General features: G+C 44.2%; 16 protein-coding genes. 7 read left to right on the top strand and 9 right to left on the bottom strand.

Annotated elements, in window-relative coordinates; genetic code table 11:
* Window positions 1–74: 74 nt before the first annotated feature.
* Complete coding sequence (locus tag AB4167_RS01440) at window positions 75–1,280, bottom strand: multidrug effflux MFS transporter (RefSeq protein WP_017071617.1); 1,206 nt, start codon at window positions 1,278–1,280, stop codon at window positions 75–77.
* Window positions 1,281–1,388: 108 nt separating this feature from the next.
* On the opposite strand from AB4167_RS01440, the gene AB4167_RS01435 reads away from it, so the two are divergent.
* The gene (locus AB4167_RS01435; protein WP_017068382.1) at window positions 1,389–2,285 is read left to right on the top strand and encodes a LysR family transcriptional regulator; all 897 of its coding nucleotides are present in this window, start codon (window positions 1,389–1,391) and stop codon (window positions 2,283–2,285) included.
* A 142-nt stretch (window positions 2,286–2,427) separates the two neighbouring features.
* A complete protein-coding gene (locus AB4167_RS01430) occupies window positions 2,428–4,272 on the top strand; it encodes a bifunctional diguanylate cyclase/phosphodiesterase (protein WP_104216192.1) in 1,845 nt (614 codons plus the stop codon).
* 106 nt (window positions 4,273–4,378) lie between these two features.
* Here AB4167_RS01430 and AB4167_RS01425 read toward each other — a convergent pair whose 3' ends face one another.
* The 3 genes from AB4167_RS01425 to AB4167_RS01415 all read right to left on the bottom strand — a co-directional run bounded on the left by AB4167_RS01425 (window position 4,379) and on the right by AB4167_RS01415 (window position 7,043).
* On the bottom strand, window positions 4,379–5,689 hold the full coding sequence (locus AB4167_RS01425) for a peptidoglycan DD-metalloendopeptidase family protein (protein WP_372136007.1): 1,311 nt from the start codon (window positions 5,687–5,689) through the stop codon (window positions 4,379–4,381).
* A 276-nt stretch (window positions 5,690–5,965) separates the two neighbouring features.
* The gene (locus tag AB4167_RS01420; RefSeq protein WP_009845720.1) at window positions 5,966–6,265 is read right to left on the bottom strand and encodes an isoamylase early set domain-containing protein; all 300 of its coding nucleotides are present in this window, start codon (window positions 6,263–6,265) and stop codon (window positions 5,966–5,968) included.
* Window positions 6,266–6,389: 124 nt separating this feature from the next.
* On the bottom strand, window positions 6,390–7,043 hold the full coding sequence (locus tag AB4167_RS01415; protein WP_372136006.1) for a hypothetical protein: 654 nt from the start codon (window positions 7,041–7,043) through the stop codon (window positions 6,390–6,392).
* Between the two features lie 32 nt (window positions 7,044–7,075).
* Between AB4167_RS01415 and AB4167_RS01410 the strand changes: the two genes are divergently transcribed.
* From AB4167_RS01410 to AB4167_RS01395, 4 genes are all read left to right on the top strand, one after another.
* A complete protein-coding gene (locus AB4167_RS01410) occupies window positions 7,076–7,558 on the top strand; it encodes a GFA family protein (RefSeq protein WP_170791798.1) in 483 nt (160 codons plus the stop codon).
* A gap of 175 nt (window positions 7,559–7,733) precedes the next feature.
* Window positions 7,734–8,408, top strand: coding sequence for a YoaK family protein (locus tag AB4167_RS01405; RefSeq protein ID WP_372136005.1), 675 nt, complete (start codon window positions 7,734–7,736; stop codon window positions 8,406–8,408).
* Between the two features lie 228 nt (window positions 8,409–8,636).
* Entirely contained in the window at window positions 8,637–10,007 is a 1,371-nt protein-coding gene (locus tag AB4167_RS01400; protein WP_372136004.1) for a YjiH family protein, read from the top strand.
* Window positions 10,008–10,440: 433 nt separating this feature from the next.
* A complete protein-coding gene (locus tag AB4167_RS01395) occupies window positions 10,441–12,312 on the top strand; it encodes a methyl-accepting chemotaxis protein (protein WP_372136003.1) in 1,872 nt (623 codons plus the stop codon).
* 128 nt (window positions 12,313–12,440) lie between these two features.
* Here the strand turns inward: AB4167_RS01395 and AB4167_RS01390 are convergent, their stop codons facing one another.
* Both AB4167_RS01390 and ppiC read right to left on the bottom strand, forming a co-directional pair.
* The gene (locus AB4167_RS01390) at window positions 12,441–13,847 is read right to left on the bottom strand and encodes an alpha-amylase family glycosyl hydrolase (protein WP_372136002.1); all 1,407 of its coding nucleotides are present in this window, start codon (window positions 13,845–13,847) and stop codon (window positions 12,441–12,443) included.
* A 283-nt stretch (window positions 13,848–14,130) separates the two neighbouring features.
* Window positions 14,131–14,451 carry a peptidylprolyl isomerase PpiC gene (gene ppiC, locus AB4167_RS01385; RefSeq protein WP_017630085.1) on the bottom strand — a complete coding sequence of 107 codons (321 nt, stop codon included), beginning with the start codon at window positions 14,449–14,451 and terminating at the stop codon, window positions 14,131–14,133.
* Window positions 14,452–14,621: 170 nt separating this feature from the next.
* On the opposite strand from ppiC, the gene AB4167_RS01380 reads away from it, so the two are divergent.
* A complete protein-coding gene (locus AB4167_RS01380; protein WP_017062751.1) occupies window positions 14,622–15,536 on the top strand; it encodes a chemotaxis protein in 915 nt (304 codons plus the stop codon).
* A 94-nt stretch (window positions 15,537–15,630) separates the two neighbouring features.
* On the opposite strand, the gene AB4167_RS01375 is transcribed toward AB4167_RS01380, so the two are convergent.
* The 3 genes from AB4167_RS01375 to hutX all read right to left on the bottom strand — a co-directional run bounded on the left by AB4167_RS01375 (window position 15,631) and on the right by hutX (window position 17,512).
* Entirely contained in the window at window positions 15,631–16,191 is a 561-nt protein-coding gene (locus AB4167_RS01375) for an ATP:cob(I)alamin adenosyltransferase (protein WP_372129687.1), read from the bottom strand.
* 113 nt (window positions 16,192–16,304) lie between these two features.
* Window positions 16,305–16,835, bottom strand: coding sequence for a heme utilization protein HutZ (gene hutZ / locus AB4167_RS01370; protein ID WP_004731858.1), 531 nt, complete (start codon window positions 16,833–16,835; stop codon window positions 16,305–16,307).
* Between the two features lie 155 nt (window positions 16,836–16,990).
* A complete protein-coding gene (gene hutX / locus AB4167_RS01365; protein WP_372136001.1) occupies window positions 16,991–17,512 on the bottom strand; it encodes a heme utilization cystosolic carrier protein HutX in 522 nt (173 codons plus the stop codon).
* Between the last annotated feature and the right edge of the window lies 1 nt (window position 17,513).

Genomic DNA, 17,513 nt, shown 5'->3' with positions numbered 1-17,513 from the left:
AAGCATTGTAGAAAACCATCAGCACAAATACAACGTATTAACGATGGTGCGTTAAACGATAGTGAATTTAGTGTTTAGCTATATTCCACTTCAACAGTATCGCCTTTGTTGTTCATTTTGGTTGAAGACCAAAGCACTCCGCCCATGGCTGCGCCAATAATGAGGTAGAACACGCCTAACTGTAGATGAGTCGTGACCCAACTTTCTACCAGATACCCACCCAATAAACCCGCTAAACACATCTGAATAGAGCCCGACAATGCCGATACTGCGCCCGCTTGCTTCTTATGAGGTTCTAATAACATGCTGATTGATAATGGGAACGAAATGCCTTGTGCTATCGCCAACCAAGTAAACGCCCAAACCAAGTTAAAGATGGATAACTCATGAGTAAGAAGCCAAGTTCCCGATGCCAAGATAATCAAAATAGCTAGGCTCATCAGTTGGGGCGTACTAAACCTACGATTGAGTAAGTTTAAAGCGACGCTACCTATCAGTAAGCCTGCCGAAGGGACAATCATCAATGAACCATACTCAGCGGCGGTCAGCCCCAATTGCTCTTGCATTAAGAATGGGAACAAAGATAACGATACCAAACTCGCCATATAACTCATCCAGTTATAACTGGCGCTGCTTATCACTTGGCGATTCGTTAACAAGCGTCCGTAGTTCTTTACCACTTGGCTGACTTCAAAACGGCTCTTCCCATATGGCAGAGTTTCATGCAACACGAAGTAACCCAGTGTGAATATCGCCAGTAAATACAATAGAACGAAAAGGAACACCGCCTGCCAACCAAGGTGGAATGAAATCCAGCCACCAAATACAGGCGCGATGATCGGCATAATCGACGCGGTGATCGAGATATAAGACAACGCTTTGGTAAGCTGTGAACCATCATAGCTGTCACGAAGCACACTTCGCCCAAGAACCGAGGCACTGCCCGCCCCTAAACCTTGCAGCAAGCGACCAACTTCTAGCGCCGTCATATTGTCAGAAAACACAACACAAACGACTGTACCAATCAAATAAACACCCTGACCTAACAAGAAGATAGGTCTTCTTCCCACCGCATCGGACATCGGTCCGTAAAATAGCTGAGACAAGCCAAAACCCACCAGAAACAGCGTGACGAGAAGCTGTACATCTACTTGAGTAGCACTTAAATCAGAAGCAATTAACGGTAATGCTGGCAAGTAGATGCTCACACCCACCTGCCCCGTAGCAATAATCATCATTGCTAAGAGTAACGGTGTTTTTTTAAAGGTCGATTGGCTCAAAAAATTCCCTATTCGTTTGATATTTGTTCATTAGACGAGTTTACATTCAAAACCAATAATTGATAATTAGCTAAATTGGAATTTTATTAAGTCCCAACAGGAAATAATATGGATTGGATTCTTAACGTAAAAAGCTACGTCAGAGTAGTCGAAGAAGGCAGCTTCAATGGTGCTGCTCGAAAGCTGAACACCACCAGCTCGGCGATCAGTAAAAGAGTGAACTGGTTAGAAGAGCGCATCGGCACCCAACTGTTAAAGCGTACCACGCGATCAATTAGCCAAACCGAAGCAGGTGCGCTCTTTTACCTGCGAGCCAAGGATCAGCTCGACAATTGGCAGTCCATTATTGATGAGACTCGCTCGGTTAACCAAACCCCAGCAGGCCTATTAAAGATTGGCGCTACGATTGCGGTTGGCTCTAAGTTTCTGGTGCAATACATGGACGACTTCTTAGAAAAGTACCCTGATATTAAGGTACAACTCATCACCACTACGCCCGGTCAATTACCCGAGCTTGGCTTGGACTTGGTAATCAGTCGTGAACTAGAACAACTCAACTCATTAAGCTTCAAGAAAACACCGCTGTTTGAACACAGAGCCAGCTTCTATGCAGCACCAAGCTATCTTGCCAAACACGGCTACCCCACTTGCGAGCAAGATTTGGAGCAACACAACTCGTTAATTTGGGGAGAGCGTCCGACCCGTGAAGTAGCACTCACCAAAGGGCAGCGAATAACGTTAAACGGTAACTTTGCGACCACTAATCCAGAGGCTTTGTTTCATGCTGCGAAGCGAGGAATGGGCGTACTGTTAACCATCAAAGCGATGATCAAAGAGGATCTAAAGCAAGGGACATTAGTTCCAGTATTGCCAAATATTACCGCCGACGAAGTGATGGTTTACGCGTACTACCCTAAGCTTGATTACTCGCACACGCGAACCAAGCTCTTTTTGGACCATCTGAAAGACAGGCTAGACAAAGAGCGTAGCACGCAAGCTCTGTGAAATAAGTCACGTTTTAATTTGAAAAGTTATACAACACGGTCAATAATAAACTTGACGCATATAGATTATACAAGTTCGCACATATACAAGATAATACGTATACCGCTTACACAGTGAATCTGGTTAACTAGGGGTGGTGGCTATGACTCAACATACGCACAATAGCATGATAGACACAGAGCGCATTGGCCGTTTGCTGAAATTGGAAGGTATCGACCTTTTAGAGTCAGCTGTGCTTACTTTACATCAGACCTTTGATACTCAATACACTAGCATCATTGAGAAGAAGTACTTCCCTGACCAAACCGTTCCTTTGGTGATCGCCCATTCTGATCATGTATTACATGACAAAATCAATGCGCGCCATGGTCACATCTACCAACAAGCCGTCAATCAAAGACACCCAGATTGCTCATTTTCTCAGTACATCGTCCAGTCATTGCCAACATCGGCATTTAGGCAGGAAATCACCTCACAAAACTCCATCGCGATCCCGACTCAAACTCAAAGTGGCGAAGTGATGGGCGTGCTGTTTTCAACGTTCACCTCGCCTCTTAGCCCTGATCAGCAACAAGACGTGGTAAAGCACCATCAATTGTTCGCCGACATCATCATCCACACCTTGCGTGAAATGTGGTTTAACGATCGTTCCGAACAACTTGTAAATCAGCTTAGTTATGAGGTGTCACACGACAGCCTAACCGGGTTACTCAACCGAAGCTGTTTATCAGATACCTTAGAGTCGATTACTCAACAGAGCGTCACTCCTTTTACATTGGCTTTACTCGATATCAATAGCTTCAAAGCCATTAATGATATGCACGGTAATTATATTGGCGACAAGGTGCTGCAGTTTGTCGCAGAAACCTTGCGGAGAACCTTACCCGAAAGCAACCTGACTTTCCGGACTGCTGGCAACGAGTTCGCCTTCATCACCTACCATTCTGATCCGATAGCCGTGTGCGAACAAATACTGGCCAAAATTAAGCAGGGCTACAGTAGCGTTGATATCAAGATAGATTTCGACGTCAGCATCGGTATTGCCAGTTCGGATGGAGACAACAAAGACGTTGAGCAAATCATCTTCAATACCAGCTTGGCGCTTAAAGAGTGTAAACACAGCCAAGATACTCATATTCAATGTTATGACACTCACTTAAGAGTTCGTTACCAAAGAAAAACCGAGCTAGTCGCAGCGCTACGAAGTGAGCTGGAAAACCCAATTTCACAAAGCTATATCCCCGACAGCAATGGAATGTACGTAGTGGTACAGCCGATTGTGGGTCAAGGTGAAACGCAATGGGAATATTTCGAGGTACTGACTCGCTGGAAAACCGCCAGACATGGAGACATCTCACCCGTAGAGTTTATTCAAGTGGCAGAAGAGTCAGGGCTGATTGTCGAATTAGGTGAACGCATTATTGAATTGGTGTGCCGCGCTAAAACCACACTAGAGCAAGGCTTGGGCTACAAGGTTAAACTTGGAATCAACTGCTCTGCGCACGAGCTTACTGATTCGAAACGTTATATATCCTACCTGACTCGAACCATTGAACAGCACCATTTTAAGGCGAATGAGTTTGTTATCGAGTTAACCGAAACCGTTCTGTTATCGCCAACACAAGAGACAAAATCCGCGCTTAACTTTCTGAGAGGACAAGGCTTCACGATTGCACTCGACGACTTTGGTACAGGCTACTCCAGTTTGAACTACATCCACAGCTACCCTATCGATTGCATTAAAATTGATGCGACCTTTATTCGAGACTTGTTAACTAGTTCGACCTCAGAGAGCGTAGTATGGCTGATTGTTCAACTGGCCCATAGACTCGATGTATCTTTGGTTGCGGAAGGTGTTGAGAAGCGTGAGCAATTAGAAAAGCTGCACGCGATGGGATGTGACAAGATCCAAGGTTACCTCTACTCACCTCCAATGCGACCTGAAGCTATCGTTAGCTATGTCGCGCACTCAGAGCCTTTAGTTTAAACCCTTACCGAACCTTCTATTGAGAACTAAAAAGCCGCAAGAGCATCACTTAACACTGACTGTGCTTTGTGATGCTCTTGCGGCTTTAAAACAGTTTAATGGCTAGCTACTTACTAGCATTATTAACCATTGCTAGATTGCGCGTTTCTAACGCTGCCTTCAATAGCTTGTCGGCTTCATCTCTCTCGGCTGTGAATGTCGCTTTTTCCTTTTTAGGCACAGAATCAGCCATTGGGATATTCGCTTTCATCGCATCAACAGGGCGACCACGTTCGATCAGTTCATAGTGCAAGTGAGCACCTGTCACTCGACCCGTTTTACCCGATAGGCCAATACGTTGACCACGAGATACCGTTTGTCCTTTACGAACAAGGATCTTGCTTAAGTGCAAGTAGCGCGTTTTATAAGTGCTACCGTGTTGAATCACCACATAGTTACCCGCATAAGGGTGTTTACGCGTCATGATCACTTTGCCATCACCCGTTGCTTGAACAGGTGTGCCAATTGGTGTCGCGAAATCCGTACCGTTGTGCGGTGAAATGCGGCCAGTCACAGGGTGTAAGCGCTTAGGGTTAAACTGAGAACTTTGGCGCCAGCTACTGCTCACTGGGTAACGTTGGAAAGCACGTTGTAAGCTATCGCCATTAGCATCGTAATATTGTCCGTCAGTGTGTAAGTATGCTGACACAACGCGGTTACGATTCATGATCTTAATTGCTTCAATTTCACGTTTTCCGGTTGCAACACCATCAACATATTGCGCTTTTTGAAGCACTTCAAACTGATCGCCAGCACGTAGGTCGCGGCTAAAGTTCAGCTTATCTTTAAGAAGAGTCACAATATGGTCAATCTCGAGGCTGTTCAGGCCAGCTTTATTCGCCGACATTGAGAAGCTGCCATGAATATCACCCACGAGAGGTCGCTGCTTCCACTCGCCCGGAATAGAGATATCTTCAAACTCGTATGTACCATCTTCAAGCAGTCGGTAAACCACTTTATCTGCAACACTAAATTGAAGTTCCATTTTGGAAAGGTCGCCCGTCGCTTCATCACGCCAAAAGCGTAATGTATTACCCGGACGAAGCGTATCTAAAGCAAGGAAGTTCAAATCAGTTTCCATCACGCTCATCATCGATTTGTAAGAAAATCCAAGCTGAGTGAAGATGCTACTCAAGTTATCGCCCGTTTGAATTTGATACTCAAATGTCGGCGGCTCAATAACGGTAACAGAAGATGGTGACAGAATTGACTCAATAACGGTTGAGTCGGGCAAATCAAGATCGATCGTTTTCGTCAGATCCGATTGTGACGATTGCAAAGCAACACCAATCGCAGCAATAAGTGGCAGTCCCAAAATAGCTACTTTTTTTACAGGTGAAAGCTCAGCAAACGGAGAGGGCAATATTTTTGAATACACGGTAAACAGGTCTTTCTACGATATAAAGGCATAGGATATGCTTTTCAAACGCATAAATCATCAATGCATTGTCATAATATGATGTGAATCTTCCCAACTTAGCCTAAGTCATTGAGTTGCCGTAGATAAAGAGCCACTAGATAAGAAATAAAATTAACCGCTAAATTTAAAAATAAAAAAGCAGAAACGGCTAGTTTCTGCTTTCTATTGGTTGACGTTATTCCGTTTCGAATAATTAATAAACGAAGCGAATTAGTCGCTGGTTTTAAGAAAAGATTATGCGTTTACCGTCGACACTAGGCAGTTGTCTTCACCAAACTCATTTGGGATGTAACGATCGGCATTCGCATCGTTCACCCATTGTTGGTCATCAACTAGGTAGCGGAATTGAAACTCGCCATCTTTAGGTAGACGAGTTTTAAACTTGTAAACCTTCCCTTTGGCCAGCTTTTTCATTGGGGTGGCTTTCCAATCAAGAAAGTCAGCAACGATGGATACAGAGTTCGCTTCCTGAGCTTCTAGCTCGAAGGTCACTTCAACTTCATCTTTCGTCTTAAAAAAACGTTTATTAATCATTCGCAAGCTCCATTTGTAAAAATAAGCGGACACAAAGCTAAGTGTGTCTAAATTTCATTCATCTAACTAAGATAATATGTAATTTGACTCACATAAACAACAGATCCTTACATTCACGCAAACGTTATTGCTTACCAATTGATTGCGTATCAAAAGAAAAACTCATTAACACCTTTTCAGAAGGGGGTTCTGCAAATGATTGTTCCGCAGAATGCTGAGTAAAGCCGATAAAACCTTCCCCAGTAAGTTTATTCTGTGATTGCGAATCTGGCAGCTGAGCGACCCCCAATGTCTGAATTTGTATACGGTCACCCAGTAAAAGTTGGTCGACTAACACCACGCGGCTTCGTTGCTGGTCATGTTTAAACAGGCCTAGATAATAGAACACACCGCTGCCTTGGTTAGATATCCACATCGGCGCGACAAAGAAACTCGCCTTGCCCAGCGTGGCGGCTGAAAGATTATTTGTGTCTACCGTTACCACACCGCGCTCAACACCTGAGTCATAGCGTCCAAACGCGATGGCTCTAGGGTCATCAACTTCATTGATAAAAGCGTAGGCGTTAGTCTCAGGAACTTTAATTGTCCATGGATTGGTCGTCTTCAAATCAAAAACGGTTTCTACGACTGGGTCATAACTCACTTGAGAAGAAGGAAACTTCGCCAAGATCTCTTCATCACTTAAGCTAAAGCGATAAATACCCGCTACTATCACCACAACCAGCATGACAATTGGAATCAGTAGAATCAGAGGGATAGGTAAGATTTTCTTTTTCATGGGCAATTATATTCTTTTGTTTTCATCCAGTTGTGCAGACCATAAAGGGCTTTAGTATAATTATCAATACAGGGTTAACCAGAAGTGGAGCATGGATGGATATCAATCATATTAAAGATAGAAATATCAGAAGTTGCGAATGCCGCTGTGGAGCAGTCAACCTAGTATGCCGAGGTGAACCTCAACGTACATCTGTCTGCCATTGCTATGAGTGTCAGAAACGCACCGGAAGTGTGTTCGGCATTCAGGCTCGGTTCCCAATAGAACAAGTTACACTCAGCGGTGAAGTGACCTCTTTTTCACGCATCAGCGATACGGGTAATGAAGTCACCTATCAGTTTTGTCCCAAGTGTGGCACCACCATGCTTTTGCAGTCGGTTGCCGCCGCTGATTTTTATATCGTCCCGCTCGGATTATTTAAAGAGCAAGACTTCCCACTGCCGAGCTTTTCGGTTTATGAAGAACGCAAACACGGTTGGGTTAAGTTCGACCACCAAATGAGCCATTACAACTAGTTCGTCATTGAGCGTTATCTTTATCTCGTTATTGACCGTTATCTTTATATAGCAACAGTATTAAAACAAACTGCAATACTGTTGCCTAAGATCAAATATCACCGCTTCACAGCGCTAGCGTATCTTTTGTCTAGCGTTATAATCTTGCTCCTCTATTTAACCCAGGGTGAACCACATGATTTCTAAGTTACCTCGCTGGGTTGAATACGGCGCCCTTTTGTTAGCTGGTCTTGCTGGCAGTGTTAATGCTATCGGCTTACTTGGCTTCCAACATCAAGCTATCTCCCATATCTCCGGCACCATGTCTTTGCTAGGCAGTAGCCTGCTTACACCGACCTCGGCTTCTGTTCACCTCCTATTGGTGATCATGAGCTTCATGTTAGGTGCGGCGTTCAGCGGGTTCTTTATTGAAAACCAAGCATTGAAGTTAGGACGCCGTTACGGTGTTGCACTATGTATTGAGGGTGGATTGCTGTTTTTGGCGCTGTGGACACTGTTGCAAGGCTATACTTCAGGTCAGTATTTCGCTTCAGCCGCGTGTGGTTTGCAGAACGCGATGATCACCACTTACAGTGGGGCAATCATTCGAACAACACACATGAGCGGGATCATTACCGATCTTGGGATCATGATTGGCGCTCGCTTAAAGGGGATGCCTTTTGACCGCCGTAAAGCCAAACTGCTAATTTTCATTGTGGTTGGCTTCCTGTTTGGCGGCTTAATTGGCGCTTGTCTGTTCCAACGCTTCGAAATCTTGGCATTGGCTTTCCCTGCCTCTTTTGCTTTCATTATTGCGTTTAGCTACTGGTTATACTTGACCTATCGAACTGAAACCTCAGTCAATTTATAAATATCTGGCAATATAACCTCAAACTACGTAACATCCGCAACACTTTATTCTAAACTCTTAATACGTTGCAGAATAACCAGTGTGAATATTTAGCTATATTTGATGAATAGTATTGCAAGCGATATTAATACTGGGTAATCTTGCACCCAATGAGAAAATACGGACGTTTAGTGAATAAAAATGCCAAGGATGTGGCTTTTTTACGTGTAGAAATTCGAGAACAATAACATGTCTAACAACAAGAATACTGCTCAAACAGAGAAATCTAAAGGCAGTTTCTGGGTTTTCTTAATCCCATCATTGATTGGTTTATTCCTTTTCATGGCGCCAATCAGCTATCAAGGTGATCTAACCATCCCTGTAGCTATCTTAGCCAAATCAATTCAAGCGGTTTTCGGTGAATATCTAGTTCCTATCATCACTGCGATCGTTGCTTTCATGTCTGTAGCTTCAGTTTTAAGCACCATTTTTAAGCCTACATTCATTACATCAAATTCATTTTTAAACGGCCTTTTCAACCCATCTCCACTGTGGTTGCTGGTTCGTTTAATTGGTGGTGCTGCAGCCGTTATGGCTTTCTTCCAAGTTGGCCCTGAGGTTATTTGGGAAGAAAATACTGGTGGTCTGGTTCTAGAAGGCCTGCTTCCGACACTGTTCTCAGTATTCATCTTTGCTGGTTTGCTACTTCCGCTTCTACTTAACTTTGGTCTACTAGAGCTGTTTGGCACGCTACTAAGTAAAATCATGCGTCCAATCTTCAACCTACCAGGCCGCAGTGCTATTGACTGTATGGCTTCTTGGTTGGGTGACGGCAGTGTTGGTATCCTGCTTACAAGCAAACAGTACGAGAAGAAATTCTACACTCAGCGTGAAGCTGCGGTTGTTGGTACGACTTTCTCAGCAGTATCTATCACATTCAGTCTTGTGGTTATTGCTCAGGTAGAACTAGAGCACCTGTTCCTACCTTTCTACGCAGCAATCTGTTTAGCGGGTATTGTGGCAGCGGTGATCATCCCTCGCCTTCCACCACTAAGCATGAAGAAAGATACTTTCATTGATGGCAGCAAGCCGCACAAAGACGCTAACGCGATCCCAGCAGGTCACTCAACGTTCTCTTGGGGTCTTGAGCTAGCGGTAAATAAAGCATCTCAAGTAAAGTCGGCTAAATCTGTATTTGGCGAAGGCGTTCGTAACGCCGTAGATATGGTATTTGGCGTACTGCCTGTTGTTATGGGTTTAGGTACAATGGCACTGGTTATTGCGGAATACACGTCTGTGTTCTCAATCCTAGGTCAGCCTTTCATTCCATTCCTAGAGCTACTTGGTGTTCCTGAAGCGGTTGCAGCATCTGAAACGATTGTTGTTGGTTTTGCGGATATGTTTATTCCAGCAATCCTTGCGGCTTCTATCGACAACGAGATGACTCGCTTTGTTATTGCAGCAATGTCGGTAACTCAGCTGATCTACATGTCTGAAGTGGGCGCTCTGCTTCTAGGCAGTAAGATTCCAGTGAACATCTTAGAACTGTTTATTATCTTTATTCTACGTACGTTAATTACGCTTCCAGTTATCGCTGGTGTAGCGCATCTAATATTCTAAATTAGATACTACTTATGTAACTCAATAAAGATTCAGTTTATAAAGCCTCACTTTTGTGGGGCTTTTTATTTGCGAAAATATATACAGTATTATTTGGAGTTCAATTACTTTATAAGTTCTGCATGTCATTTGATTTCATATCGTTTGTTCACCCCGCCTCTTTTTAATAGAAAACTGAACGCATAACTATCAAATTAATACATTCTTAATTCCTCCTTAAACTCCGTCTAGCCCCATTCCCCAACTCATTGAACCAAATACTAAAAGCAACAAATATGCGCTTTAGTGAATTTTGCATTGTTTAGGTTGTTGTATTTTTGTAGTCTATTTTGTGAAATTACATTCAAGTAAAATCCAATCTAGTCGATATATATAATTACAAAAACACGATTAACTTTAGTCTTCGCAAAGCCTGTGAGAAGGGGAAAACTCAATGAAATTTAGCCATAAGGTGGTTGCTGCATCATCAGCCTTGCTGCTAGTGACAGTATCATTGCTTTCAATACAACAACTTTACACTGTAAGAAGTGCAGTAGAAAACCACGTCAATGCGAGCCTGAAAGAGATGGTCTCGGGCGTGAAAAATACCGTCGTATCGGAGATGAACGCCAAGAAAGCGTTGGCTCAATCGACGACTGAAGTCATCGAGATCAACCCTGAAGATCGCGCTTACGTTAAAGAAATCTTAGAAAAGCCAAAGCTTAAAAACAGCTTCCTAGCGGTTGGTTTTGGTTATGAAGCAAACGGTTTCGTTATTGAAAATGATGATGGTTGGGATGCCGGTCCAGACTACGACCCACGAATTCGTCCTTGGTACATTGATGCTAAATCCAAAAACAGTTTAGTTGTTACCGCTCCTTATGTGGATGCATCAAGTAAGAAAGTCATCATATCAGTAGGTACTCCAGTTAAAGACAACGGCCGCTTTACTGCGGGTATGTTCTACGACCTAGAATTGACGAACCTTGCTACCTTGGTCAACCAAGTGAACTTGTTTGATGCGGGTTACCTGTTCCTAGTAACAGCGGACGGCACCACGATTGCTCACCCGAATGCGAAAAACAACGGTGAAACGCTTTCGAGCTACATGCCTCAAGCGACTATTCGTGAAGGCTCTCAAGAAATTGAAGTCGACGGCAAAATGTTCCTAGTTAACTTCACCCACATCCCAAGTGAAGATTGGTACATCGGTGCCATCCTTGATGAAGAGATCGCTTTCCAAACGGTTGAAGAATTGAAGAACAGCTCAATGATCTACTCATTGATTGCGGTGATTCTAAGCATCATTGCTCTAACAGTTCTGATTCGTGTGTTAATGCGTCCACTGGATGCACTTAACCAAGCGATTCAAGATGTGGCAAGTGGACAAGGTGACCTAACTAAGCGCCTAGATACCAACACAGACAAAGAGTTCTCTGACCTAGCGAAAGGTTTCAACACCTTTACTGAAAACCTGCAAAATCAGATCATTCAATCGAAAGCGATTGGTGTTGAAATTAAGCGTGGTACTGAAATCACGGTTAAAGGTGCAGGCGAATCAGCGAAAGCGATGAATACCCAACTGGAAGAGCTTGAACAGTTAGCGACTGCAATGAACGAGATGGCGGTTACTGCAACTGAAGTTGCAAACAATGCTCAAGGCGCAGCAGCGGCAGCCCGTGAAGCAGACGAAGCAACGCTAGACGGCACATCTGTCGTAAGTGACACCACTCAAGCGATTGATAACCTTTCAGCACGTATCGACCAAGCGGTTGCCGAAGTACAAGTACTTGAATCAGCAACAGCCAACATCGAAACAATTCTAAAAGTAATCAACGATATTGCAGACCAAACCAACCTACTGGCATTGAATGCGGCTATTGAAGCGGCGCGTGCTGGTGAATCAGGCCGTGGTTTCGCAGTCGTTGCCGATGAAGTTCGTACTCTGGCACAACGTACTCAAGAATCAACTACGGAAATCCGCAACATGATCGAGCAGCTCCAAGCGGGTGCAAGCTCAGTATCGAACGCGATGAACCAAAGTAAAGACACAGCCACTGACGCCGTTGAACGCGCTCAGCAAGCGAACTCTTCACTTGACCGTATCCGTGACGCGATTCAACGCATCTCAGATATGAACATCCAGATTGCTTCAGCGGCAGAAGAGCAGAGCTTAGTAGCGGAAGAGATCAATAACAACACTGTTAAGATCAAAGACCTTTCAACACAAGTATCCAACGCAGCTCAAGAAGCGAACACAGCAATGCAGGTTCAAACGGACAATGTTCGCCAACAAGACGAGCTATTGAATAAGTTTACGGTTTAACCAAGGTTTGGCTCAGTTGCCGTTTGGCTGAGTCGCCATTTGGTTTAGTTACCGAGCAATAGCTTAAAATAAAAAGCCCCGATTACTGATTGCCAGTAAGCGGGGCTTCTCTTTCTAGTCTATCCAAGTTAACTCGTGACAGGCTTCAATTCATTCGTCGTTAACATCATACATTGGTTCGATTCCACCTTGATGGTTAAATCCTTACCAACACATTCAAACACATCATCCGACAGTAAATCGGTTACCGCACCAGTCCAATTTAATGAGGCTGTTTTGCTTCGCTTCGACTTGTTGATCACCACAATGCCTTTATCGCCACGGACAAACACCAACAAATCATCATTAGCTTCAACCACACGCATCGCTTCGCCATGAACATGGTTATGGAATTGAATCATGCTTTTCATGTAAGGCGCTTGCCAGTCGTTAAGCCAACGAGGCTGACCGCTCTTGTCCAGAATACCGCTGGTGCTCAGTTCACTGTAAACAAGCGGCACACCGCCGTCTCGACCAAGAATGAAAGCATGAGCCAATCGCTCATCCACTTCATCCATCACATGCTCCAAAAACACCTCGTTATTGGGAATATCATGAGTGACCGCAAACGTGATCGCTCGCATATTCGACAGAGCCTGACCAAAACAGTATGGGTTAATCAAAGACTTAAAGCTGCCCTGCTCTTCAAATGCTTTGAAGATGGTGTTGAACAACGGGAAATCGTAAGCGCCTAAGCGAGTGTGTTTAAGATAAGGCTCAAGGAACAGCTCATACTCTTCTTCTGTCGCGCCGCCATCGGTAATGATCTCACCGAAGATGTGCATTTCTTCGCAGATGTCATCCGTCCACACCTTGCGTAGGTGTGCCAGTGTCATATGCTTTGCCGCATCAATGCGAAATCCTTTCACACCAATCTCTTTCAGTGCTTTTAGGTAGGCTCTTTGTTGTGCCACCACATTATCGTTATCGAGTAGCGTTGGCAGGCCAGGATCGCTGGCGCCACCGGTAATACGCCCGTTTTGCACTTCCCACGTGTCTTTCCAGTTCTTGATACCAAACGCTTCCACGAAGTCGTTCTCATCAAAAAGAGGCTCAGAAAGGTCACCAAACAAACGTATGGATTCATAATAGTCAACATCTTTTTGATAAGACGCCATGTCTTGCTGATTGGGATACGTTAGATCACCGCGGATACCCGATTCGTTGGCCATGTGGTTAAACACCACATCCACATAAGTACGAAGCCCATGTCGCTTTAACGTGTCGACCATCGCTTTAAAATCTTGTGTGTCACCCAACTGATTATCGATCACACGATAGTCTTGGGGCTGATAGCGTTGCCACCATTGAGTACCAGAATTTCGATCGCAACCTTTAGGGCCGCGCAGCGATTTCATCGCCGGTGATACTAAAACAGATTTATAACCCAACTCTTGGATCAGTGGGGCGTTCTTCATTACGTCAGCGTAGCACCAGTCAAAGGCATGCAATATGACATCTGTCGCTGGTTTGCTTAACATAGCTGAACTCTCCATGTTGTTCTCCTACCAAACTCGTTTACAGCTTTTTAGAAAAGGCAAAGGCTAAAAGGCAAAGCTGCAATAAATTTCCTCAAGAATGGCATTTATTATATGAGTTACTCATTAAAAACCCTCCTCCTCCTACCAATTACTCACGGTGGATGGTTGAGGGCGTAGCACCAATTATCGCATAACGTCTGGGATGAACACTCAACCGTAGTGCTTTAAAACGCGCACAAAAGTCACAAAAAAGGAGCGTATATACGCTCCTTTTATTCAATCTAACACATATTTATAACTAAGTTCTGTAAAGAACCTTCACGACGTGCCAGCCAAATTTTGTTTTCACAAGGTGTGGTACAAGCGTCTCGCCAGAGAAACAAACCTTATCAAACTGAGGCACCATTTGACCTTTTTTGAACTCACCTAGGTCGCCGCCCTTTTTACCAGATGGACAGGTTGAATGTTTCTTCGCTAGCGTTTGAAATTTAGCGCCCTTTTTAAGCTGCGTCATGATGTCTTCTGCTAGTTCTTTATGCTTCACCAGAATATGAAGCGCTGCTGCTGTTCTTGCCATGATAATTCTCAGTTTGTTGCTGTCTGCTTGTCGACTAACCATCGACAGCGAGTATTTAGCGTGATTTTAACCCAAGAACCGCTATTCTTCACTCTATAACCGAAAACAACTGCCTTAAAGGCCATTAAAAACCGCATCGCGACTTGCTGCGGCTTCCATTTCCCTTTAAATTAATCCTTATAAATTAAGCGCGTATTAAGTAGGAGCCACTTATGGCCAAACCGATCAGTAAAGCGAGTCAGTCACAGGGAATGTTGATGTTCAAGTTGTCCCTCACTCAAAGTTTTGCGATTGGCACGCTTAAGGTCAGAGAAATCGTCCCTTTTCAGCCGATGACTCAGATCCCCTACTCCCATCATCACGTGATTGGTACAGTGACTATCCGCGACCTTACAGTTCCTGTGATTGATATGTCCGCTGCGATTGGCTTCCGTCCGATAACACCCGCTGAATACCAAGATTGTGTACTCATCGTTACTGACTGTTTGAGAACAGTTGTGGCGTTCTTGGTTCGTTCAATTGATAAAATCATTGAATGCGACTGGAAGAGCATTGAATCTCCACCCACCAGTGTGGGTCGCAATGTGTTTGTAACGGGTATTACACGTTTTGAAGACCGTATTGTGCAAATGCTCGATGTGGAACTGCTGCTTTCTAAGATCTACCCAGCTTATGAGAATGCTCATATCCCGATGCTGACCGATGTAGAAAGGGAACGCCTCAAAGCATTGAACATCTTATTAGTGGATGACTCTTTGATTGCACGTAAACAGTTATCTGATGCCTTAGACAGCATCAACATCCCTTACAGCATATGTAACAACGGTTTAGATGCCATCGACCTAATGCGACGCCAAGCCAGCGCTGGCAATGCCATTGATCTTCTGGTGAGTGATATCGAGATGCCGGGATTAGATGGTTATGAGCTTGCATTTGAAGTGCAAAACGACAGCGCTTTAAGTCACGCTTACTGTATTTTGCATACCTCACTGTCCAGTGAGATCTGTGTCGACCGTGCTAATCAAGTGGGGGCGCATGAAGCGCTTGAGAAGTTCAACGCGGGTGAATTAATCGAAGCTATGCTACGCGGCGCAAAAGTCTTAAACGGCGCCTCTACGGCTGCTTAGGCTCTGTTATAGAAGCTAAACCTGGCATAGTGCTCAATGGTTTAGCTTCTTAGTCTCTTCTTTCTTCAAATCTTAATAAGAATAGAGCTAACCGTTAGTCTTTGTTTTCTGGCATAGACTTTTTCGGCATAGAGTAGCTCTTACTCACAAATTCCACTTCCTCGACTTCATTCACATGATTGGTAAAAGAGGCCAATGCATAGAGAGTGTTCGCGACTAGGTTGGCGTATTTAAAAAGAATCGGGTCTGGCGACTTTTTGCTTTCATGATGTTCAATACTCACCAAAGCTCGCACAACTTTCTTAGCCTGACAACGACACAAGTGAAGTTCACTAGACACTCGGTGTCCACCGGGTAAGACAAAGCCTTTACCCCCCCCTTCTAACTGCTCACGGATACGATGATAATCTTGCTTGAGCTCGACCAATTCAGACTCGGTGATGGCAAGCTTACCGCGCACAGAGCCATTCAAATGGTAGATGTTTGGCTGCAAGCGTTGCAGGATCTCACGAACCTGAGGCTCTAACTCTAAAGACAACACCAATCCAACTCGGCAACAAAGTTCATCAGACAAAATCTCAAAATCACAGATAGGACTGTCTTCATAAATAAACGGGTAACAGAACTCGTCCCAATCTCGACTTACTGGTTTCACGTACCGATCCTTACATATAAATAGTCATCAAACGCCAATATACCAAACTCTTTGATTTAGACATAAAAAAGCCCTCACATTGGAGGGCTCCTAAAGAAATCGATTAAACGAGATTACTCGTTAGATACTTTTTTGTGACCTTCTTGTAGGTGAACGAAATCCACCAGATCGTCGCCTGACACTTGGTATGCCTGACCAAAGCCTTTAACGAACAGGCCGTTCTCAGCTTTAAGGTTAAACAGAGAGAAGTCTTGAAGTTGGCTCAAACCATCAATGATTTCACCAAAACGCTCTTGCATCTGGCCAATCACTTGAGTCCAAAGTTCCGTTTCACGCTCCACAACACTTGCTTGAGCATCAAACGTTAAACGTTTACGTGCGTAAAGTTGCTTCGAGCTCTCTTCGTCTTCAATCATCATCAAAGAGACCTGAGGGTTCGCTTTCAAGTTGCGAGCATGACGAGCAATATCAGAAATTAGAACAAAGTAACCTTCTTGGTTCTGAACGAAAGGTGCGTAACTTACGTTCGGGCGACCTTCTTCATCAACCGTTGCAAGTTGAAGGGTACGGCGCTCTTGGCGAAACTCTTTAATTTCTGGACCTAGGCGACCTTGTAGACGTTCTTGTTTTACTTGCTGTTCCATGGGTAATTCCTTTCTTCACTTTCTCTGATTTATTATTTTTGCCCAAGGTTGAGCGATCATTAGCGAACTAAACGATCCTCGAGCATTGATGTCTTGTTTAAGCCAGTTGGCAACCCTATGTAAGATTGCTGCTGATTATTTACTGTAAATTGAACTTAAGCTTGTTCTTTTAGCGCTTTGAAGCGTTCTACTTGGTCGGCAATAAGCTCATGCTTTTCGTTGCGGCCTAGGTAAATCTTAAAAATGTTCTCACCGGTTTCACTGAAGAAGCCGAAGTAATGACTTTCACGACCCATGAACGCCTTGCTCACCAAACCGATATGTTTAACGTTATCAAGTTTAAGGTGACCATGAAGCTCGCCCTCTTTGCCCATTAGGTTGTAGTAACCACGCGCTACCTTACCTTTCGGGAATGGCGCTTTAACTTCAAAGATAGAACCAAATGAATGCACGATAGTGGTCACAGGGCCCCAACCCACTAAACCTTCTAGAATCTCTTGAGCACGGCTGCCATCTAGCATTACCGCCATGTCGTTTGGAAAAGCAGCAACCACTTCAACCTCTGAAACACCTAGCTTCTCAGCAATTGCTGTTGGCAGTAGTTTTGGCTCTTCTTCTAAAATTAGAGCTACGCGTTGTTCTAGAGTTTCTGTCATTTCTAATGTTGTATCTGTCATT

Origin of the sequence: Vibrio sp. 10N.286.49.E11 (genome assembly GCF_041469505.1) — a bacterium.
GTDB classification, from domain to species: domain Bacteria; phylum Pseudomonadota; class Gammaproteobacteria; order Enterobacterales; family Vibrionaceae; genus Vibrio; species Vibrio crassostreae_C.
This window is presented reverse-complemented; position numbering and strand designations above follow the sequence as displayed.

Coding starts and splice junctions, on each gene's coding strand:
- AB4167_RS01435 (WP_017068382.1), top strand. CDS start 1,389: ATGGATTGGATTCTTAACGTAAAAAGCTACGTCAGAGTAGTCGAAGAA.
- AB4167_RS01430 (WP_104216192.1), top strand. CDS start 2,428: ATGACTCAACATACGCACAATAGCATGATAGACACAGAGCGCATTGGC.
- AB4167_RS01420 (WP_009845720.1), bottom strand. CDS start 6,265: ATGATTAATAAACGTTTTTTTAAGACGAAAGATGAAGTTGAAGTGACC.
- AB4167_RS01415 (WP_372136006.1), bottom strand. CDS start 7,043: ATGAAAAAGAAAATCTTACCTATCCCTCTGATTCTACTGATTCCAATT.
- AB4167_RS01405 (WP_372136005.1), top strand. CDS start 7,734: ATGATTTCTAAGTTACCTCGCTGGGTTGAATACGGCGCCCTTTTGTTA.
- AB4167_RS01400 (WP_372136004.1), top strand. CDS start 8,637: ATGTCTAACAACAAGAATACTGCTCAAACAGAGAAATCTAAAGGCAGT.
- AB4167_RS01395 (WP_372136003.1), top strand. CDS start 10,441: ATGAAATTTAGCCATAAGGTGGTTGCTGCATCATCAGCCTTGCTGCTA.
- AB4167_RS01390 (WP_372136002.1), bottom strand. CDS start 13,847: ATGGAGAGTTCAGCTATGTTAAGCAAACCAGCGACAGATGTCATATTG.
- ppiC (WP_017630085.1), bottom strand. CDS start 14,451: ATGGTTAGTCGACAAGCAGACAGCAACAAACTGAGAATTATCATGGCA.
- AB4167_RS01380 (WP_017062751.1), top strand. CDS start 14,622: ATGGCCAAACCGATCAGTAAAGCGAGTCAGTCACAGGGAATGTTGATG.
- hutZ (WP_004731858.1), bottom strand. CDS start 16,835: ATGGAACAGCAAGTAAAACAAGAACGTCTACAAGGTCGCCTAGGTCCA.
- hutX (WP_372136001.1), bottom strand. CDS start 17,512: ATGACAGATACAACATTAGAAATGACAGAAACTCTAGAACAACGCGTA.